This is a genomic window from Streptomyces sp. TM32 (genome assembly GCF_004122755.1).
Taxonomy (GTDB): domain Bacteria; phylum Actinomycetota; class Actinomycetes; order Streptomycetales; family Streptomycetaceae; genus Streptomyces; species Streptomyces sioyaensis.
In genome coordinates this window covers 1-24168 of the sequence record NZ_SDIG01000019.1, presented here as the reverse complement: position 1 = coordinate 24168, position 24168 = coordinate 1, and the positions used below count along the sequence as shown (strand labels likewise).

Here is a 24168-nt window from a genome sequence, read left to right as displayed (position 1 = left end):
CCGCGGGGCGTCCCTGAACCGACGTCTTTATGTCGGGCATACCCACTTCTGTCGGGTCTCTCAGGACGCTCTCAGCAAGCTCTCATGGACCGGGCGGAGAGTTTTCCCATGACCGAGAGCTACCGCCGAAGCGGCGATGACACACCCCAGGACCGGCCGTCGGCGGACGGCAACCACTACGCCTCCGCGTACGGGTACGGATACGGCAGCGAGTACGCCCAGGGCGCCCAGGACGGTGCCGGGCAGGCCGTGCCACCGCCGCCCCCGTACGCCCCCTCGTCACGGCGCCGGACCCGCCGGCCGGTCGCGCTGATCGCGGCGGTGGCGCTCATCTCCGGCCTCATCGGCGGCGGCAGTGCGGCGCTGATCGCTGACGCCACCAACCGGGCGACGCAGAACAGCGCGTCCACCCCGCTGGTCAACGCGGGCAACAAGCCCAGCGGCAGCGGGGTCTCCGCGGTGGCCAAGGCGGTCAGCCCGGCGATCGTGGAGATCAAGGCCCGGACCGCGAACGGGCAGTCCACCGGCTCGGGCGTGGTCGTCACCAGCAACGGCGAGATCGTCACCAACAACCACGTGGTGGCCGGCGCGCACACGGTGACCGTCACGTTCAGCGACGGCAGCCGCAAGACCGCCAAGGTCGTCGGCACCGACCCCGACAAGGACCTGGCGATGGTCAAGATCAGTGGCGCCAAGAACCTGACCGCGGCCCAGCTCGGCGACTCCGACAAGATCGCGGTCGGCGACCAGGTGGTGGCGATCGGCTCGCCCGAGGGGCTGACCGGCTCGGTGACCAGCGGCATCGTCTCGGCGCTCAACCGGGATGTGACCGTGCCCAAGGAGGAGAGCCGGGGGCAGCAGGACAACGGGGGCGACGGCGGCTGGCCGTTCGAGTTCGGCGGCCGGCAGTTCAACGGCGACCCCGGCCAGTCGAAGACCTCGTACAAGGCGATACAGACCGATGCCTCGCTCAACCCGGGCAACTCCGGCGGCGCCCTGATCAACATGCAGGGTCAGATCATCGGCATCAACTCCGCGATGTACGCACCGAGTTCGGGGGCGTCGGGCAGCTCGGCGGGCAGCATCGGCCTGGGCTTCGCCATCCCGATCAACACCGTCAAGGCCGACCTCGACTCGCTGCGCGGCGGCGGGAGCGGAGGCAGCAACAGCGGCGTCTGACCTCCCCCTCCGCCGGCCGGTGGCCCCGGCCCGCCACCACCCGGCACGAGAACCCTCCGCGTCACCCCCGCCATCATCCCGTCGTCGTGCAAGGCTGAAGAGCAGCCGTTCCTGATCCCACCCGAGGTAGCCACACCCATGAGCCCCGCCGAGCACGGTGACCACCCCGCCCGCATCCTGATCGTTGACGACGAGCCCGCGGTCCGGGAGGCCCTGCAGCGCTCCCTGGTCTTCGAGGGGTACGTGACCGAGCAGGCGGTCGACGGCCTGGACGCGGTCGAGAAGGTCGCGTCCGGCGACCCCGAACTGATCGTGCTGGACGTCCTCATGCCCCGGATGGACGGGCTGACCGCCGCCCGCCGGCTGCGGGCGAGCGGGGTCACCGTGCCGATCCTGATGCTGACCGCCCGTGACACGGTCGGCGACCGGGTCACCGGGCTGGACGCCGGCGCCGACGACTACCTCGTCAAGCCCTTCGAGCTGGACGAGCTGCTGGCCCGGATCCGTGCCCTGCTGCGCCGCAGCGGGTACGCGGCCGGCGGGGGCGCCCCCGAGGAGGGCGAGACGCTGAGCTTCGCCGATCTGCGGATGGACCTGGCGACCCGCGAGGTGACCCGGGGCGGCCGGCCGGTCGAGCTGACCCGTACCGAATTCACCCTGCTGGAGATGTTCCTCGCCCATCCGCGGCAGGTGCTGACCCGGGAGCAGATCCTCAAGGCCGTATGGGGCTTCGACTTCGAACCCACCTCCAACTCCCTCGACGTGTACGTGATGTATCTGCGCCGCAAGACGGAAGCGGGCGGCGAGCCGCGGCTGGTGCACACCGTGCGGGGGGTCGGCTACGTCCTGCGGGCGGACGGCGGCGCGGAATGAGCGGCACCGGGGCACACATTCCGGGCGGGGCGGGCCCGGCGCACAGCAGGCTCGGCGCCCGCTTCGCACAGCTGCCGCTGCGCTCGCGGCTGACCCTGCTCACCGCGGCCGCGGTGGCGGTGGCGGTGGCGGTCTCCGCGCTGGCCTGCTGGCTGCTCACCCGCGCCCAGCTGCGCGACGAGGTGGACAACACGCTGCAGAACGTCAGCGTCCCCGCGGAATATCTCCAGCTGACCGCCAACTGCGAGCCCACCGACCCGACCGAGAGCAGGAACGCCCCGCCCTCGTACTACAACGTCCAGATCGTGCAGGTCGACGGCTCGCGGTGCGTCGGACCCAACTCCCAGCCGGTGCGGGTGCAGCGCGCGGACGTCGGGGTGGCCCAGGGCGTGGAGCGCGACACCCTGCACGACGCCGTCACCACCGGCGGCGCGGACGTCCGGGTGCTGACCAAGCACATCGGTGTCCAGGGTGTGCAGTTCGCGGTGTCCATCTCGCGCCCGCTGACCGAGGTCAACAGCGCGCTGGACCGCCTGGCGCTGCTGCTGGCGGCCGTCGCGGGGCTGGGCGTCGTCGGCGCGGGCACGGCCGGACTGGCCGTCGCCCGTTCCGGCCTCAAGCCCGTGGACCGGCTCACCGACGCCGTCGAGCACGTGGCCCGCACCGAGGACCTGGCCATCCGGATCCCCGCCGACGGCGACGACGAGATCGCCCGGCTCTCGCGCTCCTTCAACTCCATGACCGCCGCGCTGGCCGCGTCCCGTGATCTGCAACAGCAGCTGATCGCGGACGCGGGCCACGAGTTGCGCACGCCGCTGACCTCCCTGCGGACCAATATCGATCTGCTGGTGCGCAGCGAGCAGTCCGGCCGGCCGATCCCGGCCGCCGACAAGGAGGCCCTGCTGGCCTCGGTGAAGGCGCAGATGGGGGAGCTGGCGGCGCTGATCGGCGATCTCCAGGAGCTGTCCCGGCCCCCCGAGCCGGGGCACAGCGCCATCGCGGTCGTCGCGCTGCACGACGTCGTCGGCGCGGCGCTGGAGCGGGCCCGGCTGCGCGGCCCGACGCTGACCTTCGCGGCGGACCTGCACCCCTGGTACGTACGCGCCGAGCCGGACGGGCTGGAGCGGGCGGTGGTCAATCTGCTCGACAACGCGGTGAAGTTCAGCCCGTCCGGCGGCACCGTCGAGGTCCGGCTGGCCGGTGGGGAGCTGACCGTACGCGATCACGGCCCCGGCATCCCACAGGACGAACTGCCGCACGTCTTCGAGCGGTTCTGGCGCTCCCCGTCCGCCCGCAGCCTGCCGGGCAGCGGCCTGGGGCTGTCGATCGTGGCCCGGACGGCCCAGCAGGCGGGCGGCGCCGTACGGCTGCGGTCCGCGGACCCCGGCGGCACCGAGGCGGTGCTGACGCTGCCGGGCGCCGCGACCCCACCACCGGACGTGCCGGGCCCGGGGCCGCAGGAGACCGGGGAGCCGCCTCCCACACCGCACTAGGACCCGGGCGGGCCGTCGGCCAGCTACTTCCTACTTCTCACTTCTTCTTCGCCGCGTCCCCGAACGGCAGGTTCGACCCGGAGATGTCGGCGCGGATGCCGTCCCGCTCGACGGAGATGTGCTGGAGCCGGACGTCCCCCGGCATCTTGGGGAGCTGGAAGGACAGCGACAGCCGGTCGGCGAGCTGCGGCTTGGTCAGCCCGGTCAGCGTGCCGAGGATCTTCGGGTCGATGCCGACCTTCTGGAGCAGCCAGGGGTGGTCCGCGACCACATCGACCAGATTGACCTTCATCAGCTGCTGGATGAAGCGCGGCGAGCCGGTCAGCTCGTGCAGCTTCTCCTCGCTGCGCAGCGCGTCCTGGATGTAGGGCTTGGGGATGCCGATCCGGTCGGCGATCGCCGGGATGCTCAGCATCGACTTGACCTTGGCGGCCTCCCGGCTGAGCTGGGCGGCGGTCTTGCGGGTCAGCCGCAGGCCCTCCTCCTTGCCGGTGCCGGGGCGGTAGACGGCGATGTCGCCGATGTCCAGCCGCATTTGGCTGATGTCGGTGGAGATGCCGCGCTCGCCGGCCCGCCGGATGTGTGCCTGGGCCCGGACGCGCAAGTCATGGCCGGCGACCGGCAGTTGGCCGACCGCCCGGACCGCGTCGGGCCCCATCTCACTGAACTTGACCTGCGAGGCGCCCAGTTCGCGGTTCATGTCGTCGAAGGCGAGCAGCACGCTGCCGTGCATGGTGCCGATCGTGGCGCCCTTGATGGAGCTGGGCAGATCACCGTCGAGCTGTACGTCGTCCGCGGTGGTCTCGACCTTGGCCAGCGACACCCGGTCGGCGGCCAGGTCGGGAATGGTCACCTTGACCCGGTCGACGCGCTTGTCCGCGACCTGGGTCAGGAACGGGAAGCCCTGGATGTCGACTTCCGGGGTGGCGTTCAGATGCAGCGCGTCCTTCAGCTTCTGCGCGGCCGCATTCTGCGCGTACAGCACCGCGAACCGGTCCCCGAGCGCCAGGAACGAGGTGCCGACCAGGACGGCGACCAGCAGCTTCAGGGTGATCGGGATGGCCGCGAAGCGGCTGATGCCACGCTTCCTGCCACGCTTCCTGCGGCGGTGGTTCGGCGGTTTCCACCCCTCGTCCACCTCGTCGTCCGAGCGCAGCCCCAGGCCCAGCGGGTCGTCGCTGTCGTCGCGCTCGTTGAGGTAGGTGCGACGCCGGGGCACCCCGTCGGCATCGAACGAGCCGTATTCCGGCTCGGGTTCGGGCTCCGGCTCCGGGTCGGCGAGCGCTGCCAGGTCCGCATACGGGTTGACCGGGTGGACCGGGGTGAGCTTTCTGGTCTCGCCGGCGGGGTCGTCCTGGGTGCCCGTCGCAAAGGACTCGGCGCGGTGCGGCGCGGCGGGCGAGGGCGACGGTATGCGTGTGGGGGTGCGCATCCGTACATCCCACCATGAGCGGGCCCCTCGAACGCAAGTTGCCCTGAAAGTAAGTCGGTTATGGGCGGGTTGTCGCCTCGTCCTTGATGAAAAATTGCCTTGCGTGTGGGCGGAGCTGAACTACCGTCATGCCTCTTGGTGACCTGAGTGATGGGACGTCATGGTGCCGAGGCCGTTGACCGGTACCGGTCTCGCCTCGCCCTGCCGACCCGGGTAACGAGCCCTGCCCATGGTCTCTCCGCCACACCCTGCCTTTCCCTCCCGCAGCCACGCGACAACCGAAAGACGGACGCCCTCACATGAACTCTTCTGAACGCGCACCCCTGATCGTGGTGACCGGAGCAACCGGCAATATCGGCCGCTGTCTTGTCGGCCGGCTCCTCGCGGACGGCGCCGCCGTACGCGCCCTGACCCGCGATCCGGCGCGCGCCGCTCTGCCGGACGGTGCCGAGGTCCTCCGCGCCGACCTCACCGGCTCGGCGGACCTCTCGCCGCTACTGACCGGCGCCGACGCGCTGTTCCTCAACCTGGCGGCCGGCGGCGGCCAGGCCGTGACCGCGCTGGTCGACGCCGCCGTCGCGGCCGGAGTCCGCCGGATCGTCCTCAACTCCTCGATGGCGGTGACCGATACCGCGGCCGACGACGCGAACCACATCGCCCGCATGCACGCCGACGTGGAGCGCACGGTGCGCGACTCCGGCCTGGAGTGGACCTTCGTCCGCGGCAGCAACTACTCCACCAACACCCTTGCCTGGGCTCCGTCGATCCGTGCGTCCGGTGTCGTGCGCGAGGCACACCCCGGCGCCCAGGGCACGCCCGTGCACGAGACCGACCTCGCCGATGTCGCGGCCGTCGCCCTGCTGGACCGCAGCGGCGCACATCTGCGCCAGGCCTATCGCGTCACCGGCCCGGAGGTGCTGACCACGGCGCAGCAGGTCGCCGAGATCGGCCGGGCGATCGGCCGGCAGACGCAGGTGGAGCAGATCTCCGAGGAGGCGGCGGCCGAGGCGATGGCCGGGCCGCATCTGCCGCTGGAGGCCGCGCGGGAACTGGTCCGGCTGTTCGGCACGATGGTCGATGCGCCGGCCTTCCCCCTCTCGGACGCCGTCGAACGGGTCACCGGCCGCCCGGGGCGGACATACGCCGAGTGGGCGCGGGATCACGTGGCGGACTTTTCCTGAGGTGAGGGGGTGCCCTCCTTCTGAGGGGGCCCTTTCCCTGAGGGTGCGGGGGCGTTGGCGTCCGAGGGTCGACATCGTGGGCTGACGGCTGCTGTGGAGAAGCTCGTGCGGACGCGTCTCGATGCAGAGGTGAAGACGTACGAGCCGACAGAGCTCTGTGGGGTTTCGTGCCTCGCAGACGGCCCCGATGCCTGGTTCGCCGAGTCCGTGCTCGCGGCCGGTGGGCGAGTCGAGGCGGTGATTCCGGCCGCTCAGTACCGGAACGGGTTGCCTGCCGCACACCACGCCACCTATGACGCGCTGCTCCACCAGGCTGTCGACGTGCACCACACGGGCCGGAGCGAATCGTCCTCACAGGCCCACTTGGCGGGGAGCGAAATCCTCGTCGGCCTGGTGGACCGTCTGATCGCTGTATGGGACGGGAAGCCCGCCCGCGTGGGTTCGGGGGGACGGCGGATGTGGTCGCCTACGCGCGGCGTACGGGAGTGCCGGTGGTCATTCTGTGGCCCGATGGCGCTACGCGCGACCAGCGCACATGACCACGGCCCGGCGGGGATCCGCCGGGCCGTCACCGAAGCCGTCACGCCATGACCGAGTGCTCCGCGCACTCATGTCGTGGCGTGCCGTGCCGTGGCTACTTCTCCACCGTGATCCGGTCCGCCTTGGGCGGGCTGAGCGGGTCGGACGCCGACGAGTGCGCCGTCAGGTAGGCGGTGAAGGCGTCCAGGTCGGAGGGGCCGACGTACTTGTTCTTGGCGTCCTTGAGGACGGGGAAGCCGTCGCCGCCGCCGGCCAGGAATTCGTTCATCGCGACGCGGTAGGTCTTGGCCGGGTCGAGGGCGGCGCCGTTCAGCTTCACCGAGTCCTTGACGACGCGGTCCGCGCCCGACTTCTTCATGTCCAGGGTGTAGGTCAGGCCCTTGGAGACCTGGAGGATCTTCGGGGAGGCCGCGTTGGGGCCGCTGACCTGCTGCTGGAGTGCGGTCAGGAGCTGGGCGCCGGTGAGGTCGACGACGTTCATCATGTTGGTGAAGGGCTGGACGGTGAACGCCTCGCCGTAGGTGACGACCCCGTCGCCCTCCGAGCCGGACGCCTTGAAGGCGAGGTCGGAGCGGATGCCGCCGGGGTTCATCAGGGCGAGCTGGGCGCCGCCCTTGTCGGCCGCCTTGGTGGCCTCCAGCTGGGCGTCGGAGATGACGTCGCCGAGCGGTGACTCGGGGGCCTCGGCGCCGCGGCCCGCGATGTCGGCGGAGATGTGGCCGACGGGACGGTTCGCGACCGGGGCGGCCAGCTTGTTCCAGCGGGCGATCAGTGACGTCATGTCCGCGGCCTTGGGCTGGGTGCGGTTGACGACGTGGTTGACCGCGCCGGGTGCCGTGACGCGCGTGCGGACGATGTCCTGGGTGCGGCGGTCATAGGTCAGCGTGGTGTCGGTGTAGAGCTTGCCGTAGGACGCGGCGGAGGTGACGGTGCGCGGCCGGCCGGAGGGGTCCGGGATGGTGCAGGCGTAGGCCTGGTGGGTGTGGCCGGTGACCAGCGCGTCGACCTTCGGGGTGACGTGCTTGGCGATGTCGGTGATCGGGCCGGAGATCCCGTCGCCGGGCCCGGGGCTGTCGCAGTTGTAGTTGTACGAGGTGGAGGCGGGCAGGCCGCCCTCGTGGATGAGCGCGACGATCGCCTTCACGCCCTGCCGGTCGAGGACCTTGGCGTACTTGTTGATCGTCTCGACCTCGTCATGGAACTTCAGGCCCTTGACGCCGTTGGCACTGACGACGTCCGGGGTGCCCTCCAGGGTCAGGCCGATGAAGCCGATCTTGACGCCCTTGTGCTTCCAGACGGTGTACGGCTTGAGCAGCGGCTTACCGCTCTTCTCGTCCGTGACGTTGGCGGTCAGGTACGGGAAGTCGGCGCCCCGGAACTTCCTGCCCTTCACGTAGCAGCCGTCCTTCGGGTGGCAGCCGCCCTTCTGCAGGCGCGTCAGTTCCGCCCGGCCCTCGTCGAATTCGTGGTTGCCGACAGAGGTGACGTCGAGGCCCAGCTTGTTCATCGCCTCGATGGTCGGCTCGTCGTGGAACAGGCCCGACAGCAGCGGACTGGCGCCGACCAGGTCGCCGGCCGCCGCGGTGACCGAGTAGGGGTGTCCCTTACGGGCCGTGCGCAGCGACTGGGCCAGATACTCGACACCGCCCGCCGCGACGCTCTTCTTGCTGCCGTCCGGCTGGAGCTCCTCGACGGTGCCGGAGGAGCCCTGCGGCGGTTCGAGGTTGCCGTGGAAGTCGTTGAAGGAGAGCAGCTGCACATCGACGGTGCGGCCGGCGCGGGCCCCGTGGCCGGTGTCGGCGCCGGCCGGCAGGGCGGTGACGGTGACCGTGGCGGCCGCGGCCAGTACGGCGGCGCCGATCGTCAATCTGCTGATGGTGCGGCGCCGTTGAGGTCTTGCTGGCATGTGTTCCCCTCCTGGATGGTCCTGAGCGGACGGCAGCATATTGTCAACGCGCGTAGCGCAACAGAGGGAAACGGTGACGTCCTGGTTGCCGGTCAGGGGCGGGAGCGCGGGTGGTGCCCCGCACCGCACCCGGCCGGGTCGTACCCTTCACGCATGACTGACGCTGCACAGGAGATGGGCCGGGTCGGCCGCAGGATCCAGGTGGTCGACGAGATCACGCCGGAGACGGCCGCGGCCGTGGTCGAGCTGATCGAGCGGGCCGCGCGGACGGACGGGCAGCCCGCCGTGTCCGAGCAGGGGCGGCTGCAACTGCGCGGGGGCCGGCGCCCCGGCGTGCGCCATGTACTGGTGTACGCGCACGGGGCCGAGGCCGATGAGCTGGTCGCGTACGGGCAGCTGGAGGACACCGATCCGGTGGAGGCGCCGGCCGCCGAGCTGGTGGTGCACCCGGGGCACCGCGGCCGCGGGCACGGCCGGGCGCTGGGCGGCGAGCTGCTGGAGCAGTCCGGGCGCCGGCTGCGGGTCTGGGCCCACGGCGGGCACCCGGCCGCCCGGCACCTCGCCCAGACCCTGGGGCTGACGATGTTCCGCGAGCTGCGGCAGATGCGGCGCCCGCTGAGGGATCTGGAGCTGCCGGAGCCGGTGCTCCCCGAGGGGGTGTCCGTACGGTCCTTCCAGCCGGGTACCGATGACGCGGCCTGGCTGGAGGTGAACGCGGAGGCCTTTGCGCACCACCCCGAGCAGGGCGCGCTGACCCAGCGCGATCTGGACGACCGCAAGGGCGAGGCGTGGTTCGACCCCAAGGGGTTCTTCCTGGCGGAGAAGGAAGGCCGGCTGGTCGGCTTCCACTGGACCAAGGTGCACGCCGACGAGGGGCTCGGCGAGGTCTATGTGCTCGGGGTGCGGCCTGGCGCCCAGGGCGGTGGCCTGGGCAAGGCGCTGACCTCGATCGGACTGCGTCATCTGGCCGCCGAGGGGCTGCCGACGGCGATGCTCTACGTGGACGCGGACAATGCCGCGGCGGTGAGCGTGTACGAGCGGATGGGGTTCGCCACCCATGAGACGGATCTGATGTACCGATCGGAGACGTGAGATCCGAGACCTGATGCCGGAGGCCTGAGCGTCGAGCCCGCGGGGGCGGGCGCCGGATGAGCGGACGGCGGGGCGGGCCCAAGGTGGTCCGCCCCGTTCCTCATTGCCCGGGTGCGGGGGTGCTGTTGCTCATTGCCGGGGTGCGGGGTGCCGCTGCGCGCGCCACTCGCGCGCCAGCATCGCGTAGATGACCTCGTCGGCCCACTCCCCGTCGAGGAACTCGTTCTCCCGCAGATGGCCCTCCCGGCGCATCCCCAGCCGTTCGAGGAGCCGGGCCGAGGCGGTGTTGCGGCCGTCCAGTTCCGCCTGGATGCGGTGGAGTTGCAGCTCCTCGAAGCCGAGCTTCAGCAGCGCCCGGCCGGCCTCGGTGGCGTAGCCGTGCCCCGCGTGGTCGGGGTGGAAGACATAGCCGATCCCGCCCTGGCGGTGCTCGCGGCTGTTCCAGACGAAGGTGACGTCGCCGACCAGCACGCCGGTGGCCCGGACGACCACGGCGAGCTGGAGGACGTCGCCGGACTCGCGCAGCGTCGTGCGGGTGGTCTTGGCGGTGACCGAGGCCCGGGACCCGGCCTCGTCGAGGGGGCCCCAGTAGAGGTAGCGGCAGACCTCGGGGCGGCGCTGATAGGCGTGGATCGCGGCGAAGTCGTCGAGGGTGACGGGGCGCAGGTCCAGCCGTTCGGTGCGTATCGGGTAGTCGGGGGTGTAGGGCAGCGGCGGCGTCTGGGGCACGGAAGGCAGGGGCACGCGGGCAGCGTACGCAGTGGAGGTTGACAGGTGCAGCCCACTTCCCTCACCCTTTCACTACTTAATTAGTGGAATGCATCAGAGGGGGGCGGCGATGCGGCCGACGGTCAGGGGTGAGGTGGACGGCCGGGCCTCGGGGCGCACCGCCATCGAGGCGATCGGCCTCGGCAAGCGCTACCGCCGTCGTTGGGCGCTGCGCGACTGCACCTTCCGGCTGCCGGCCGGCCGTATCTGCGCCCTGGTCGGGCCGAACGGCGCCGGCAAGAGCACCCTGCTCTCGCTGGCGTCCGGGCTGGCCCGCCCCAGCGAGGGGTCGGTACGGGTGTGCGGCACGGCCCCCGCCACCGCCGCGGTCCGCCCCGTCATCGCCCATCTCGCCCAGGACAGGCCGCTCTACCCCGCCCTGACGGTCGCCGAGACGCTGCGGCTGGGCCGCGCGCTCAACCCCGGCCGCTGGAGCGGGCGGTGCGCCGAGCGGATCCTCCGCGACGACCGGATCCCCCTCGACGCCCGGGTCGCCGCCCTCTCCGGCGGACAGCGCACCCGGCTCGCGCTCGCCCTCGCCTTCGCCAAGCGCCCCGAACTCCTGCTGCTCGACGAGCCGTTGGCCGATCTCGACCCGCTCGTACGGCACCGGATCGCGGCACTGCTGCTGGCCGAGGCGGCCGCGCACGGCACCACCGTCGTGCTGTCCTCGGATCTGCTCGCCGAGCTGGACGGGGTCTGTGACTACCTGCTGGTGCTGGGTGGCGGCCGGGTACGGCTCGCGGGCGAGGTCGATGACGTCATCGGGGCGCACGCCCTGGTGACGGGCCCGCACCGGGGCGCGGGGCTGCCGCCGCAGGTCGCCGCGCACCCGGTCGTCGAGGCCCAGCTGTCCGGGCGGCGCTTCATCGCGGTCGTACGGCGCAACGGCACGGTGGCCGCGGGGCCCTGGGAGACCGCGGAACCGTCTCTGGAGGAACTTCTGCTGGCCTATCTCCGCGCGCCCGACGCGCCCGAGCTGATCGCACCGAGCGCGGAGCCGGTCTCGGCGCCGCTGCGCCGTCGGCCCGGCAACAAGCCCGGCATCCCCGGTATGCCGCGCAACGGACCGCCCCGCCCGGGGGCACTGCCCGGCGGCCGGGCGGAGGTGCCGCGCGGCGCGGCAGGCACACGGCACGACCATCACAGCGGCAAGGGAGCGGCGGCATGACCAGCACGGCACACCTCGGGGCGAGCGGGCGCGGGCGGACCGCGGACGCGCCGGAGCGCTCCCGCACGGCGGGCGGCCGCGGACCGCTGGGCGGCCTGGTCTGGCTGGTGTGGCGCCAGCACCGGCTGGTCCTGGGGGTACTGCTCACCGCGGCGGTCGGCGGCACGGTCTGGTGCGCGATGCTGCGCGGCCGGATGGCCGGGTTCATCGACGCCCACCACATCGCCGGCTGTTCGCAGATCTCCCTCGTGGCGCGCTGCTCGGGCACCCAGCGCGCGGTCACCGCGTTCCGCGACGCCTACAGCTCGTCCATGACCCTCGTCGAGATGGGCCTGGTGCTGCTGCCCGTCCTGATCGGCCTGTTCCTCGGTGCCCCGCTGATCGCCCGTGAGCTGGAGGCCGGCACCCACCAGCTCGTACTGACCCAGTCGGTCGGCCCGGTGCGCTGGCTGGCGGCGAAGGTCGCGCTGCCCGCAGCGATCGTGTTCGCCGCCACCACGCTGCTGTCGGCGGCCTTCACCTGGCTCTGGCAGGTCGGCGGCGACGAGGTGTCCGGCTCCTACTGGTACTCGACCGGCGGCTTCCATTCGCTCGGCCCGGTGCCCGTCGCCTACTCGCTGCTCGGCCTGGCGATCGGCCTGCTGACCGGTCTGCTGCTGCGCCGCACGGTGGTGTCGATGGGCGTCACGCTGGCCGCCACGGCCCTGGTCCAGTACGCGTTCATGCAGCTCAGGCCGTATCTGATGCCGATCGTCACGACCAAGTTCGGGCCTGATCAGCCCACTCAGCTGCCGGACAACGCCTGGCAGGTGGGCCAGGGGTACTACACCTCTTCCGGCGCCCATGTGCCCGACGTGCCGTGCCGGCCCGACCAGGACTTCGCCGGCTGCCTGCGCCGGGAGCACGTGGTCGGCCAGTACATGGACCAGCACCCGGTGACGCACCACTGGCCGCTGGCATGGATCGAGTCCGGGATCGTGCTGGCGCTGGCGGCGGCGCTGGTCGTGATCACCTTCCGGGTGGTGCGACGCCGGTACGGCTGAGGGGGCGGCGGCGGACGGCGGAGGGCGCGGCGGCGCGGCAGGGGGGACGGCGGGCCGGACCGGCCCCGGACCGGCCCGGGGCCGCGGCGGAGATCTCCCGTCCTTTCCTCGGATCTCCCGTCCTTTCCCGCCCCTTGGAGATTTCCCCACTCACCCCGCACGCATTTCCCGCTCCGGCACATTCCGCCCCACTCCCCTTACCCCTGGGAGAAATTCCGGACGGGGAGAGTGAAGAGGAAGCCAGGCAGTCCGGCGGTCAAATGCCGGAAGGCGGCGACCTGTTCGGTGTGCCTCCTGCCGGACGGGGCGGCGGGGGAGCGGTCGCCCGTAAAGCGCCGCGGCGCCGCCCCGCGCGCCCCGCCGGCCGGGTTTCCGGCGCCTGCCACGCCTCCCCGTCCGCGGCCGGAGAATGCGCGCAGGCAAGAAAGCAGGAAACTGCATACGTAAGGGACGGGGAAATCGAGAGGCTCGCACCTCATTCCCATGCGCCGTCGCTTGATCAAAAAGGGTGGGCTATTTCCCGTCTATAATCGGGCGTGTGAAAACGGCTGCGTCGGGGCAGACACCCAGGGCGCGCGGCACCGCAGAGCCCGGCGCCGGGGTCCGGATTCCGGGCGCCGCCGGCCCGTACGCACCGCCCAGGCCCCGGCCGACGGCACCGGAACGGCCGTACGCACACAGAGTCACGGGCGCACACGGGCACCCGCGGAGGCCTGTGCCCGGCGCCCCCGGAATACCCCGGGGAGTAGCACCCCGCTTGCCTGGCCGCCATATCCGCGTTACCGGCGATTCAATGTTGCTTGCGAGCATCACTGAATGCAGCCCGCTGTGCCGAACGCCCCGACTCCCCGGCTCCACGTCGCGCCGCCACTCCTTCCTGACGCGCCTGGAACCCCCGGGACGCGGAAGAATAAGGTCATGAACCAGCAGCCCGGCGCTCAGGCACAGGTCCAGCCCGAGACGTCCACCCCGAAGCCCCCCAAGGCCGCGGCCCCCGCGGCCCAGCCGTCCGTGGGCTCCATCGCCGCGCACCGCCCGCAGGCGGTCCGCGGGACGGTGCCCGGGCTGGAGCCCGACCTCGACGCCGATCCCGATGCGTACGAGGACCGCGGCGTGGTGGGCGTGGACGGCGAGGAACTGCCCGGCGACCGGTTCCTGGACCGCGAGCGCAGCTGGCTGGGCTTCAACGAGCGGGTGCTGGAGCTGGCCGAGGACCCGGCGACCCCACTCCTCGAACGGGCCAACTTCCTTGCGATTTTCGCCAGCAACCTGGACGAGTTCTTCATGGTCCGGGTCGCCGGACTCAAGCGACGGATAGCCACCGGCGTCGCCACCCGCTCCGCGTCCGGACTGCAGCCCCGTGAGGTGCTGGATCTGATCTGGACCCGCTCGCGCGAGCTCATGGCCCGGCATGCCGCCTGCTTCCAGCAGGACATCGCCCCCGAGCTCGCCGACCAGGGCATCCATCTGATCCGCTGGCCCGAGCTGACCGAGAAGGAGCAGGCCCGCCTGTTCACCCTCTTCCGTCAGCAGATCTTCCCGGTGCTCACCCCGCTGGCCGTGGACCCCGCGCACCCCTTCCCGTACATCTCCGGCCTCTCGCTGAATCTGGCCGTCGTCGTACGCAACCCGGTCAGCGGCCACGACCACTTCGCGCGGGTCAAGGTGCCGCCGCTGCTCTCCCGTTTCCTTGAGGCCTCCCCGCAGCGCTACGTCCCCATCGAGGACGTCATCGCCGCCCACCTGGAGGAGCTGTTCCCGGGGATGGAGGTGCGCGCCCACCACATGTTCCGGGTCACCCGCAACGAAGACCTGGAGGTCGAGGAGGACGACGCGGAGAACCTCCTCCAGGCCCTGGAGAAGGAGCTGATGCGGCGGCGCTTCGGCCCGCCGGTCCGTCTGGAGGTCGAGGAGTCCATCGACCCGGGCGTGCTCGATCTGCTCGTCCAGGAGCTGAAGATCTCCGACGCCGAGGTCTACCCGCTGCCCGGCCCGCTGGACCTCACCGGGCTCTTCGGGATCGGCGCGCTGGACCGGCCCGAGCTGAAGTACCCCAAGTTCGTGGCCGGCACCCACCGCGACCTCGCCGAGGTGGAGTCGGCCTCCGCCCCGGACATCTTCGCCGCGCTGCGCGCTCGCGACGTCCTGCTGCACCACCCCTACGACTCCTTCTCCACCTCCGTGCAGGCGTTCCTGGAGCAGGCCGCGGCCGACCCGGACGTCCTCGCGATCAAGCAGACGCTCTACCGCACCTCCGGCGACTCCCCGATCGTCGACGCCCTGATAGACGCCGCGGAATCCGGCAAGCAGGTCCTCGTCCTGGTCGAGATCAAGGCCCGCTTCGACGAACAGGCCAACATCAAGTGGGCGCGGAAGCTGGAGGAGGCCGGCTGCCACGTCGTCTACGGCCTGGTCGGCCTCAAGACGCACTGCAAGCTCTCGCTCGTCGTCCGCCAGGAAGGCGAGATGCTGCGCCGCTATTCCCATGTGGGGACCGGCAATTACCACCCCAAGACGGCCCGGCTCTACGAGGATCTCGGGCTGCTGACCGCCGACCCCCAGGTCGGCGCGGACCTCTCCGATCTCTTCAACCGGCTCTCCGGCTACTCCCGCCGGGAGACCTACCGCCGCCTCCTGGTCGCGCCCAAGTCCCTGCGGGACGGCCTGATACAGCGCATCACCAAGGAGATCGCCCAGCAGCGCGCGGGCCGGCCGGCCTACGTCCGCATCAAGGTCAACTCGATGGTCGACGAGGCCGTCATCGACGCGCTCTACCGCGCCTCGCAGGCCGGCGTGCCGGTCGACATCCTGGTACGCGGCATCTGCGCGCTGCGCCCGGGAGTCCCCGGCCTGAGCGAGAACATCCGCGTCCGCAGCATCCTCGGCCGCTTCCTGGAGCACTCCCGGATCTTCGCGTTCGGCAACGGCGGGGAGCCCGAAGTGTGGCTGGGCAGCGCCGACATGATGCACCGCAATCTCGACCGGCGGATCGAAGCACTGGTACGGGTCGCCGACCCGGCACACCGCGCCGCACTCAACCGGCTGCTGGAGACCGGGACGTCGGACTCCACGTCCTCCTGGCACCTGGGCCCGGACGGCGACTGGACCCGGCACGCGGCGGACGCGGACGGCGCGCCGCTGCGCAACATACAAGAAATGCTCATTGACGCCCGGAGGCGCCGGCGTGGCCCAGCGACATGACCAGCAGACCGGAGGGCCGGCGGGTCTTATCGGCACCGGATACGAGCGCGGCGGGGCGCCCGGAGCCCGCTCCGCAGTGATGGACGGACCCCATGCGGAAGACGGCAGCCCCCATGGCACCTCCCAGGGACCGCTGATGACCTACGGCCTCGGGGAGGACGGCACCCGCGCCGGGCCCGACCTCGGCACCGGGCTCACTGCCCGCACGGCCGAGGAGGTCCTCGCCGGCTATCTGCACCAGCAGGCCGCGGACTTCCTGCGCAGCCTGCGGCTGCACCGCGAGAGCGGTTCGGACGCCGAGGGCGCCGGCGACGCGGCCCGCCTGCTGCGCCGCGCCGCCCGCCGGATCAGCGCCACCCTGCACACCTACCGGCCGCTGACCGACGAGGCCTGGGCCGACCAGCTCCGCTCCGAACTCGGCTGGCTGTCCGGCGCCCTGGCCCGCGAACAGGCCTGCGAGGCCCGCCGCGACCGGCTGATGGCGGCCCTGCAGCGGCTGACGGGCCGGGGGGAACGGCCCGAGCGGCCCGACCGCGCCGGCCCGGACGACCGGGGGGACCAGGCGACCCGCGAGAAGCGGGACCCCCGGGGAAGCCGGCGGGACCGTCCGGCACCGAGCCGCTCCACCGCAGCCGCCGCCTCGCCACCCGTTGCCGCCACCGAGACCGACCCCGACGGCGCACTGGCGGCCGGTGCGGCGCGGGCCGGCGCGCTGCTCGACCGCCAGCTCACCCTCGCCCGCACCCGCGCCCACTCCGCCGCGCTCCAGGCTCTGGGCTCCACCCGCTTCCACGCCGTCGCCGACTCCGTGGCCGTGCTCGCCTCCGAGGCCCCGCTGGCCGGCAAGAACGCCGAACTGCCCGCCGCCGAGGCGCTGCCGCCGCTCGCCGACCAGGCGTACCGGCGGCTGGTGGAGGCGGTGGCCGCGCTGCCGCTGTCCCGCGCCGGCTACCCGTACAACGCCGCCGCGCTCGCCGCCGACCAGCGCCAGGACGCGCCCTGGCACCAGGTCCGGATGCTGGTGCGGACGAGCCGCTACGCCCGGGAGGTGCTCGCGCCGGAGTACGCCGATCACCGGCTGGCGGAAGCGGGCCGGGCGCTGGAGTGGCACCGCGACGCCGCGGAGGCCGCCGCCGCGGCCGCCGCCGCGGCCCGTACCCCCCGCATCGCCCCGGCCACCGCGTACGCCCTCGGCGTGCTGCACGCCGACCAGCGGCACGAGGTGGAGGCGGCCCGCTTCGCCTTCGGCCGGGTGTGGCTGCCGCGCGCGGGGGAGCGGCCGGGCGCGGGGACGGGCGACGTCTCCGGAGGGACGCCGTGACCGGGCGGAAGGGGATGAGGACGTGACGGTGGTGCAGCCGCCGGTACGCGCGGCGGGGTGCGTCCTGTGGCGCCGCGTGGCCTCCGAGGACGGCCTGGAGATCGCGCTCGTCCACCGTCCCAAGTACGACGACTGGTCACACCCCAAAGGCAAGTTGAAGCGCGGCGAGAGCGCCCTGGCCGGGGCGGTGCGCGAGGTGGCGGAGGAGACCGGCATGGACTGCCGGCCCGGCGCGCCGCTGCCCACCTCCTGTTATGTGGCCAACGGCCGTCCCAAGCAGGTCCGTTACTGGGCGGCCGAGGCCCTCGCCGGCGCCTTCACCCCGAGCACCGAGGTCGACCGCATGGAGTGGCTCTCCCCGGCCGCCGCCCGCCGCCGCCTCACCCAGGAACGGGACCGGGAACTGATCCCCGCCCTTCTCGCCGCGCTCGGGTGGCGGGACGGCTGAGCGGAAGACCCGCAACCGCCTGAACGGAGGCTGGCCGCACCACTGTTACGGCGCGGGGGCGGCGCGCCGGAGGCTGCGGAACACCGCGGGGGTGGTCCAGCCGCGCAGCGTCGCGTGAATCGTCGACCGGAAGGTGGCCTCGGCCGTGGCGGCGTCGAGGGCTCCGGCCAGTTCGAGGGTCACCACCCCGTGCAGGGTCACCCAGAGCGACAGCGCGATCAACGTCGCCTCGCCGGCGAGGACGGACTCCGTCACGCCGCGCTCGATCGCCGAGAGCAGCGGCCCGATGGGGTCGCCGGCACCGACCGCCCCCGACGGGTCGAAGGATTGCACCCCACCGAACAACACCGTGTAGAGATGCTGGTGTTCGCGTCCCCATCGACGGTACGCGGCGGCCAACGCGTAGAGGTCGGCGAGCGGCTCCGCGGAGGCCGGCACCGCCGACAGGTCCTGGAACAGACCGGCGACGGCTCGGTTGCGTACCTCGCGGATCAGCTCGTCCTTGCCACCGAACAGCGAGTACACCGCGGTCGTTGACGTCCCGGCGCCGGCAGCCAGCGACCGGACCGTGACCGACTCCCGCGGACGGGTGGCGAGCATCTCGGTCGCGCACGTCACCAGCCGCTCTTTGACGGTCTCGTCGTTCGTTCTCGGCCTACCCACGGCGCACAGCCTACCTTCTTTGATAACGTCGTTTTGAAACAGCGTTCTGAAACTCCGGGGGTACCAGTGCCGAGGTCCGTCATACGTGTTCGTGCTGTCCGCTGGGCTCGTGGCCTGGTGGCGGTCCTGGCCGCCATCGCGGGGCCGGTCGTCCTCTTCCTGGCGCTCCTCGTCCTCACGGACGGGGCGGGCTCGGGGCTCCCCGCAGGGCTGACCACCCTGGGAATCGCGACAGTTGCCGCACTGTGGTGGGGGCGGCGCCGTACCTGGCCGGGGCGGCTCGTGCCGTTCCTGCCGGTGGTCATCGCGGCGGCAGTGACCGCGTCGGTCTGCCTCCCGACCGTGCCCATGACACGGCGGTACCCGCCCGCCCTGCCCTTCGTCGCCACGCAGCACTGGCGACTGGCCACCGGCAGCCGAGTGGCGGTCTACCACTACCCGCCCGCGCCCGCCGGCGCCCGGCACCCCATTCCGCTCGTGTACCTCAACGGCGGGCCGGTCCGCGCCATTTCGGTGCTCGACCACCGGTTCCTTCAGCTCCTGGCACGACAGGGCTACGACGTCTACACCTACGAACAGGCCGGTGGCGGACGAAGCGATCTGCTCCCCATGGGCCAGTACACGATCTCCAGGTCGGTCCGCGACCTCGCCGCCTTCGTCGACCGCCTGGGCAAGGGCAGGCCCGACATCCTCGGATTCTCCTCGGGCGGGGCCGTACTCACCCGAGCTCTGGCCGACCCGCGCGTCGCCGCGCGCCTGCACCGGGCGATCATCGCCGAGCCCGGCCCGATGGACGGCCCCACCGCGCGCCTCACCGGGCACAAGGGCCGGGAATCCGCGCGCGGCCTCGCGCCGGCCATGACCGGACCGCGCTCGACGAGCACCCCCCGGTACGCCGCCGCCTTCGGCCTCATGCGCCTCGGGCTTCTCACCCCCGACAACGGGCTGATCGGACAGGCCGAGGGCGACAACGCGTTCACCGCCGCCGATCTCGGCAGCGACACCGCATCCGCCTACTGCGCACGCGACGCGCACCGCATTCCCGTCGAGGACACCGCACGGAACTTCTCCTTCAGCCCCGCCGCCAGCCTCCGCGTCCAGCAGACGGTCACGGACTCGCCCTCCCTCGCCCCGCGGCTGCGGCACTCCCGGACCCCCGCGATGCTGATGATCGCCGAGTGCTCCTCCCAGGTCCGTCAATGGGAGACCGCCGTCCTCGCCGGTGACCCGGCCATCCGGCGCACGCAGTACATGCCCGGCGTCGGACACCACATGTGGAACGGCCTCGACGACAACAGCGAGCGAGCCGCCGCCGTCATCACCGCATTCCTCCAGGACAAGCCCGCACCCCTGCCGAACTACCCGACCCGCGACGAGATCCCCGCCTTCCTCCGCGCCCACAAGTGACGAGGCACCGCGGCCTCGCCCCTGAGGCGTCACGAGGGCCCTCCCCGGATACGTGGGGAGGGCCCTCGGCTGTGCGTGTGGGGTTCAGATGGACTGGCCCTTGGCGTACTCGACGAAGTGGCTCCACTCCGAGACAGAGAAGGCGAGAGCGGGGCCGTTCGGGTCCTTGCTGTCCCGAACCGGCACGACACCGTGGGTCGCCGCGTGCTCCGGTGCCCACTCGATGCACTGTCCGCCGTTTTCGCTGTACGAGGATTTGACCCATCGGGGGGATTCGGTCACGGGGTGCCCCTTCGCAACTCATTGATCATGGCTACGGATTCCGCCTGAGAGCGGGCGTCCGCCTGTAGCTGATGGTAGGCCGTCAGTATGGGCAGCACCGAGGTGCTTTCTCGCTCCAGATGGCCCCGTTGCGACGACTCTGCGTACGACATGAGCGAGCGGTCCGGCAGCGTCAGCACCGTGATCGGCAAGCTGAATGGTCGGCGCTCCCCCATATCGAATGGGGCGACATGGAGCACAGTGTTCGGCAGCTCGGCGAACTCGACCAACCGCGCCAACTGGGCTTCCATGACGGCCGGTCCGCCGATGGGCCGACGGAGGCAGCTCTCGTCCAGCACCACGAAGACCAGCGGCGGGGGAGTACGGACCAACTTCGCCTGCCGTTCCTCTATGAGCGACACGCGTTCGTCCGCCTGTTCGGGCGTGATCGCTCCGCGCTTGACGTCGCTCCCGGCGAGCACGGATGCGTACTCCGGGGTCTGGAGCAGGCCGTGGACGACGCCCACTTCGTACAGCCGGATCTCCGCTGCCCGGCCCTCGTGACTGACGTACTCCGGGAAGCCCTCCAACAGGCTGCCGTGCCGGATCTCGCGCCACTGACGCTCGAAGGTGTCCACGGTGCCTTCGGTGCCGAACGCGCGGTCGGCACTGCGCGAAAAGCGCAAAGTCGGGGGCTTGCGACCAGTTTCGACCGCTGACACGTGCGTACTGGAATACCCCAGCCGCTCGGCAAGCTCATCCTGCGTCCAGCCGCGTGCCTCCCGGGAGCTGCGTAAGCGCGCCCCGAACGCTTCGCGAGGGCTATGGTCCGGCGTCAACTCCTTGCGATTCAACGGGCTTTCACCAACGCTTCCTCCTCCTTTGACAGGTTGAACACCTTTTGACTCTAGGTCACGCTGAACCGCGCCGGTAGTGGAATGACTACAGAGAGGAGCGGACGTTGCCCGGGAAGCGCACTCCCCCCGAAGGCCGTACTGCTCGGCACCGCACCGACGCGGGCGAGCCGGCAGGCGCAACAGCCGGAGCCGGCGACCAATCGGTGCACGAGCGGACGGCCGACAACGACAGCGAGGCGTTGACGCACCTTCGCGCACGGATGCATCAGGACTACGCGCGGCGGCAGCAGTACGGACCGCTGGGGCGGACGCTGTGAGCTGTGCCAAGTGCCGGACGCTGCGGGCCGAATTGGCGGATGCCGAACGCAGCGGTGACAAGACGAAGGCCGTTGACTGCCGCGTGTTGCTGCGGCGGCATCCCCAGCACGACGGAGTGCCGGTGGAGAGGGGAGCAGTGGATTCCCCGGCTTCAGACCGTCCCCGAGCCCAACCGGGCCGGGACCCACAAGAGAAGGAGGTCGCGCAATGATCGCGCTCACCGACAAGACCGAGACCATCACTCGCCCATGGGGTGCCGGTCGGCTCGCGCCGTACCCGACCACCGTTCGCCGCCCGCACGCCACGGTCGCCATCGACCCCGCCACACAGCTCGGCGTCTTCCGCGACCGTGCCGGCAACGTGGTCGAGATGGGCAAGCACGGCACCAGCTCCGGTACCGAGACCTCCACGACCACGAATTCGGACTCGCAGCACGACCAAGGCCACGACCAGGACAGCACGCAGGACTGATGACCGTGACCGAGGAGAGGCCGGTTCTCGTGGTCACCGAGGCGGACGATGTCACCGCCGACATGGTGATCACCGAACTCAACCGGCGAGATGTGCCGGTGGTCAGGGTCAACCCCTCCGACATCGGTGCGGGCCTGACGGTCTCGGCCCGGTTCGGTACCCGCCCGGCCCCCGTGGCCGGGCGGGTGCGCACCCCGTCGCGAACCGCTGACCTGACTCACGTACGGGCGGTGTACTGGCGCCGTCCCCATTGGCCCACGTTCCCCGACCTGAGTGAGGACGATGCGCGGTTCGCGGCTGCGCAGGTTCGCTACGGGCTCGGAGGCACCCTCTACGCTCTCGGCGGCGCTCTCGACGGCCCGTTGTGGGTCAATCACCCGCTCCACAATGCCGCTGCCGACTACAAGCCCGCACAACTTGCCATCGCTCAGCGGCTCGGCCTCACCGTGCCGCCCACGCTCGTGACCAACGAGCCGAGCGAAGCGAGGGAGTTCATCGCCGCCCACGGCCAGGTGATCTACAAGACGCTGCGGTGGACCCCGTACGAGCGGGACGGAGTCCCGGTGACGGGATGGGCGGACCCGGTCACGGCTGCCGAGATCGATGACAGCGTGCGCGTGGCACCGCACCTGTTCCAGGCCCGCGTGCACAAGGTCGCCGACGTGCGGGTGCTGGTGGTCGGCCGGCAGGCGTTCGCCGTACGCATCGACTCCGGCCTTCTGGACTGGCGCAAGGACTACTCCGCGCTCTCCTACGCCGTGACGGACCTGCCCGCCCGCATGAACACGGCACTTCTGGCCCACCTGGATCACTTCGGGTTGGTATCCGGGAGCTTTGACCTCGCCATGGACCAGGACGGGAACTACTGGTGGCTGGAGCTGAATCCGAACGGCCAATGGGGGTGGCTGGAGGGACGGACCGGACTCGACATGTCCGCCGCATTCGCTGACCTGCTGACACAAGGGAAAACCCATGACTGATACCGCGCCGGAGCGGCGTGCCCTCGCCGATCGACTGGAGAAGTCCGGAGTCCTCACCACTCCTGAATGGCGAGCCGCGGTGGAGGCCGTACCACGTGAGCTGTTCCTTCACCCTGGAGTGTTCCTGCCCGTGGAGGGCGGGCGGTGGCGGCCGGTTACCGCGGTCGGGTCCGATCCGGCCGAGTGGGCAAAGATCGTCTACAGCGACCGGTCCCTGACCACACAGCTCGACGGACACCTGACCGCCGACCAGATCAGTGATCTCGTAACGGGCTCTCCCACGTCGTCCTCCACCACCCCGTTCACCGTGGTGGACATGGTCGAGCGCTTGGAGGTCGAAGCCGCACACCGCGTGCTGGAGATCGGCACCGGTACCGGTTACTCCTCGGCCCTGATGTGTCACCGACTCGGCGAAGACAAGGTGACGACGGTGGAAGTCGACCCCGCCGTGTCGGCCCGCGCGGACGCCGCGTTGGAGACGGCCGGATTCGAGACGTGGACCGTGACCGGTGACGGGCTCCTCGGCCACCCCCGCCGCGCCCCGTACGACCGTGTCATCGCCACCTGTGCCGTCCGCCGTATCCCCTACACCTGGGTCAGGCAGACCAAGCCGGGTGGCATCGTCCTGGCCACTGTCGGCGGCACCTGGGGCCACGGCACGGGTCTGGCCCGCGTAGTCGTGGGTGAGGACGGCACTGCCGAGGGGAGGATCACCGGCCGTTCCTCCTTTATGCAGGCACGGTCCCAGGCCGCACCACCGGTCTCCGGGGATCTGTCCGCCCGCACGGCCTACGCCGACAGCGAGCGACAGGCAGAGGTCCCGCCCACCCTGCTGGAAGAGTGGATGCCTGCCTTCCTCGCCCAGCTCGCTGCGCCGGGCGCACAGTTCGTCCGCGCTGCGACGCGCGAAGGCGCCCCGCTCCGGTACCTCTTCGATCCCGAACGCGAGTCCTTTGCCGAGTTCACCGCGGTCGGCGATGCCTGGACGGTCCGCCAGGGCGGCCCCGTGGCGCTGTGGGACGTCGTCGAACGGGATCTGACCTTGCCGTTTAACCTCGCCGCTGTTTGTGTTCCTTGATCGTCTCGGCTCGCTTGACGGTCTTCCCTACGGGCTGCGGCCGGGTCTTGTGCTTGTTGCGGCTACCGGGCGGGCGTCCTGGGCCGGGCCTGCTCGGTTTCGGTGCGGCTGCGGGACGGGCCGCTTTCCGGCGGAGGTTGCGAAACCCCCGTCGGACACGGGCCGGGGACAGGTGTTCGTTTTTCGCGGGCCGTTCCCAGGGGCGGCGCAGGTCCTCGGCGAGCGGTCGGGCGAGGCGGAGCTGGGTGTGCGCGGCGATGATCAGCCAGGTCCATAGGTCGGCTGCCTCGGAGTGGCGTACATGCGGGGCGGTCCAGCCGAGCGTTTGCTTGATCATTCTGAAGGTGTGCTCGATGTCGAATCGGCGCAGGAATGCCTGCCACCACCGGTCCACCGTGTCAGCGTCGGTGCCGGTGGTCGAGGCCCACAGCCACACCGGCTTCGGCGCCGCCTCGCCGGGTAGGCGCTCGACGCTCAATCGGATC

General features: G+C 71.4%; 20 protein-coding genes and 2 pseudogenes. 15 read left to right on the top strand and 7 right to left on the bottom strand.

The annotated features are described in order from the left end of the window. Positions 1–108: 108 nt before the first annotated feature. The 3 genes from EST92_RS07115 (at position 109) to EST92_RS07105 (ending at position 3545) form a co-directional block, all read left to right on the top strand. Entirely contained in the window at positions 109–1179 is a 1071-nt protein-coding gene (locus tag EST92_RS07115) for a trypsin-like peptidase domain-containing protein (RefSeq protein WP_129280086.1), read from the top strand. A gap of 138 nt (positions 1180–1317) precedes the next feature. After that, a complete protein-coding gene (locus EST92_RS07110) occupies positions 1318–2052 on the top strand; it encodes a response regulator transcription factor (protein WP_129246608.1) in 735 nt (244 codons plus the stop codon). Then, positions 2049–3545: a HAMP domain-containing sensor histidine kinase gene (locus tag EST92_RS07105; protein ID WP_129280085.1), complete on the top strand. Its 1497-nt coding sequence runs from the start codon at positions 2049–2051 to the stop codon at positions 3543–3545. The genes EST92_RS07110 and EST92_RS07105 overlap by 4 nt, the downstream gene beginning before the upstream one ends. 37 nt (positions 3546–3582) lie before the next feature. On the opposite strand, the gene EST92_RS07100 is transcribed toward EST92_RS07105, so the two are convergent. Then, positions 3583–4977 (bottom strand): DUF2993 domain-containing protein, encoded by a 1395-nt coding sequence (locus EST92_RS07100; protein WP_129280084.1) that lies wholly within the window; start codon positions 4975–4977, stop codon positions 3583–3585. A 299-nt stretch (positions 4978–5276) separates the two neighbouring features. On the opposite strand from EST92_RS07100, the gene EST92_RS07095 reads away from it, so the two are divergent. Beyond that, entirely contained in the window at positions 5277–6158 is an 882-nt protein-coding gene (locus EST92_RS07095) for an NAD(P)H-binding protein (protein ID WP_254068590.1), read from the top strand. A gap of 54 nt (positions 6159–6212) precedes the next feature. Next, positions 6213–6697: pseudogene (locus EST92_RS32015) on the top strand (hypothetical protein). A 95-nt stretch (positions 6698–6792) separates the two neighbouring features. Here the strand turns inward: EST92_RS32015 and EST92_RS07085 are convergent. Beyond that, a complete protein-coding gene (locus EST92_RS07085) occupies positions 6793–8604 on the bottom strand; it encodes a bifunctional metallophosphatase/5'-nucleotidase (protein ID WP_129280083.1) in 1812 nt (603 codons plus the stop codon). Positions 8605–8757: 153 nt separating this feature from the next. On the opposite strand from EST92_RS07085, the gene mshD reads away from it, so the two are divergent. After that, a complete protein-coding gene (gene mshD, locus EST92_RS07080) occupies positions 8758–9696 on the top strand; it encodes a mycothiol synthase (protein WP_254068588.1) in 939 nt (312 codons plus the stop codon). A gap of 129 nt (positions 9697–9825) precedes the next feature. Here mshD and EST92_RS07075 read toward each other — a convergent pair whose 3' ends face one another. Next, positions 9826–10440, bottom strand: a complete 615-nt coding sequence (locus EST92_RS07075) for a GNAT family protein (RefSeq protein WP_129280082.1) — start codon at positions 10438–10440, stop codon at positions 9826–9828. A 94-nt stretch (positions 10441–10534) separates the two neighbouring features. Here EST92_RS07075 and EST92_RS07070 point away from each other — a divergent pair, with 94 nt between their 5' ends. From EST92_RS07070 to EST92_RS07050, 5 genes are all read left to right on the top strand, one after another. Next, positions 10535–11635 carry an ABC transporter ATP-binding protein gene (locus EST92_RS07070; protein ID WP_129280123.1) on the top strand — a complete coding sequence of 367 codons (1101 nt, stop codon included), beginning with the start codon at positions 10535–10537 and terminating at the stop codon, positions 11633–11635. After that, positions 11632–12678: an ABC transporter permease gene (locus tag EST92_RS07065; RefSeq protein ID WP_129280081.1), complete on the top strand. Its 1047-nt coding sequence runs from the start codon at positions 11632–11634 to the stop codon at positions 12676–12678. Before EST92_RS07070 ends, EST92_RS07065 begins: the two co-directional genes overlap by 4 nt. 918 nt (positions 12679–13596) lie before the next feature. Further along, a complete protein-coding gene (locus tag EST92_RS07060; protein WP_129280080.1) occupies positions 13597–15879 on the top strand; it encodes an RNA degradosome polyphosphate kinase in 2283 nt (760 codons plus the stop codon). Then, positions 15842–17200, top strand: a complete 1359-nt coding sequence (locus EST92_RS07055; protein ID WP_129280079.1) for a CHAD domain-containing protein — start codon at positions 15842–15844, stop codon at positions 17198–17200. The genes EST92_RS07060 and EST92_RS07055 overlap by 38 nt, the downstream gene beginning before the upstream one ends. A 22-nt stretch (positions 17201–17222) precedes the next feature. Then, positions 17223–17648 carry an NUDIX hydrolase gene (locus EST92_RS07050; RefSeq protein WP_129280078.1) on the top strand — a complete coding sequence of 142 codons (426 nt, stop codon included), beginning with the start codon at positions 17223–17225 and terminating at the stop codon, positions 17646–17648. A 45-nt stretch (positions 17649–17693) separates the two neighbouring features. On the opposite strand, the gene EST92_RS07045 is transcribed toward EST92_RS07050, so the two are convergent. After that, positions 17694–18311, bottom strand: coding sequence for a TetR/AcrR family transcriptional regulator (locus EST92_RS07045; RefSeq protein ID WP_129280077.1), 618 nt, complete (start codon positions 18309–18311; stop codon positions 17694–17696). A 117-nt stretch (positions 18312–18428) separates the two neighbouring features. Between EST92_RS07045 and EST92_RS07040 the strand changes: the two genes are divergently transcribed. Next, positions 18429–19718 carry an alpha/beta hydrolase gene (locus EST92_RS07040; RefSeq protein ID WP_254068586.1) on the top strand — a complete coding sequence of 430 codons (1290 nt, stop codon included), beginning with the start codon at positions 18429–18431 and terminating at the stop codon, positions 19716–19718. Positions 19719–19802: 84 nt separating this feature from the next. On the opposite strand, the gene EST92_RS07035 is transcribed toward EST92_RS07040, so the two are convergent. After that, complete coding sequence (locus tag EST92_RS07035) at positions 19803–20000, bottom strand: DUF397 domain-containing protein (protein ID WP_129280076.1); 198 nt, start codon at positions 19998–20000, stop codon at positions 19803–19805. Further along, positions 19997–20833, bottom strand: a complete 837-nt coding sequence (locus EST92_RS07030; protein ID WP_129280075.1) for a helix-turn-helix transcriptional regulator — start codon at positions 20831–20833, stop codon at positions 19997–19999. The genes EST92_RS07035 and EST92_RS07030 overlap by 4 nt, the downstream gene beginning before the upstream one ends. 528 nt (positions 20834–21361) lie before the next feature. Between EST92_RS07030 and tgmA the strand changes: the two genes are divergently transcribed. Genes tgmA through tgmC form a run of 3 tightly spaced genes read left to right on the top strand, consistent with a single transcriptional unit; the run spans position 21362 to position 23683 of the window. Then, on the top strand, positions 21362–21625 hold the full coding sequence (gene tgmA, locus EST92_RS07020; RefSeq protein WP_129280073.1) for a putative ATP-grasp-modified RiPP: 264 nt from the start codon (positions 21362–21364) through the stop codon (positions 21623–21625). Positions 21626–21630: 5 nt separating this feature from the next. After that, positions 21631–22605 (top strand): ATP-grasp ribosomal peptide maturase, encoded by a 975-nt coding sequence (tgmB, locus tag EST92_RS07015; protein ID WP_129280121.1) that lies wholly within the window; start codon positions 21631–21633, stop codon positions 22603–22605. Then, positions 22598–23683, top strand: coding sequence for an ATP-grasp peptide maturase system methyltransferase (tgmC, locus tag EST92_RS07010; RefSeq protein WP_129280072.1), 1086 nt, complete (start codon positions 22598–22600; stop codon positions 23681–23683). Before tgmB ends, tgmC begins: the two co-directional genes overlap by 8 nt. Here tgmC and EST92_RS31305 read toward each other — a convergent pair. Continuing rightward, positions 23655–24168: pseudogene (locus tag EST92_RS31305) on the bottom strand (transposase); the annotation flags it as partial. The gene tgmC and the pseudogene EST92_RS31305 sit on opposite strands and share 29 nt — an antisense overlap.

What these genes read in the sequence shown, in the direction of transcription:
- EST92_RS07095 (WP_254068590.1), top strand. Translation starts at nt 5,277, where the DNA reads ATGAACTCTTCTGAACGCGCACCCCTGATCGTGGTGACCGGAGCAACC.
- EST92_RS07060 (WP_129280080.1), top strand. Translation starts at nt 13,597, where the DNA reads ATGAACCAGCAGCCCGGCGCTCAGGCACAGGTCCAGCCCGAGACGTCC.
- EST92_RS07115 (WP_129280086.1), top strand. Translation starts at nt 109, where the DNA reads ATGACCGAGAGCTACCGCCGAAGCGGCGATGACACACCCCAGGACCGG.
- EST92_RS07070 (WP_129280123.1), top strand. Translation starts at nt 10,535, where the DNA reads ATGCGGCCGACGGTCAGGGGTGAGGTGGACGGCCGGGCCTCGGGGCGC.
- tgmC (WP_129280072.1), top strand. Translation starts at nt 22,598, where the DNA reads ATGACTGATACCGCGCCGGAGCGGCGTGCCCTCGCCGATCGACTGGAG.
- EST92_RS07100 (WP_129280084.1), bottom strand. Translation starts at nt 4,977, where the DNA reads ATGCGCACCCCCACACGCATACCGTCGCCCTCGCCCGCCGCGCCGCAC.
- tgmA (WP_129280073.1), top strand. Translation starts at nt 21,362, where the DNA reads ATGATCGCGCTCACCGACAAGACCGAGACCATCACTCGCCCATGGGGT.
- EST92_RS07085 (WP_129280083.1), bottom strand. Translation starts at nt 8,604, where the DNA reads ATGCCAGCAAGACCTCAACGGCGCCGCACCATCAGCAGATTGACGATC.
- EST92_RS07105 (WP_129280085.1), top strand. Translation starts at nt 2,049, where the DNA reads ATGAGCGGCACCGGGGCACACATTCCGGGCGGGGCGGGCCCGGCGCAC.
- EST92_RS07065 (WP_129280081.1), top strand. Translation starts at nt 11,632, where the DNA reads ATGACCAGCACGGCACACCTCGGGGCGAGCGGGCGCGGGCGGACCGCG.
- mshD (WP_254068588.1), top strand. Translation starts at nt 8,758, where the DNA reads ATGACTGACGCTGCACAGGAGATGGGCCGGGTCGGCCGCAGGATCCAG.
- EST92_RS07110 (WP_129246608.1), top strand. Translation starts at nt 1,318, where the DNA reads ATGAGCCCCGCCGAGCACGGTGACCACCCCGCCCGCATCCTGATCGTT.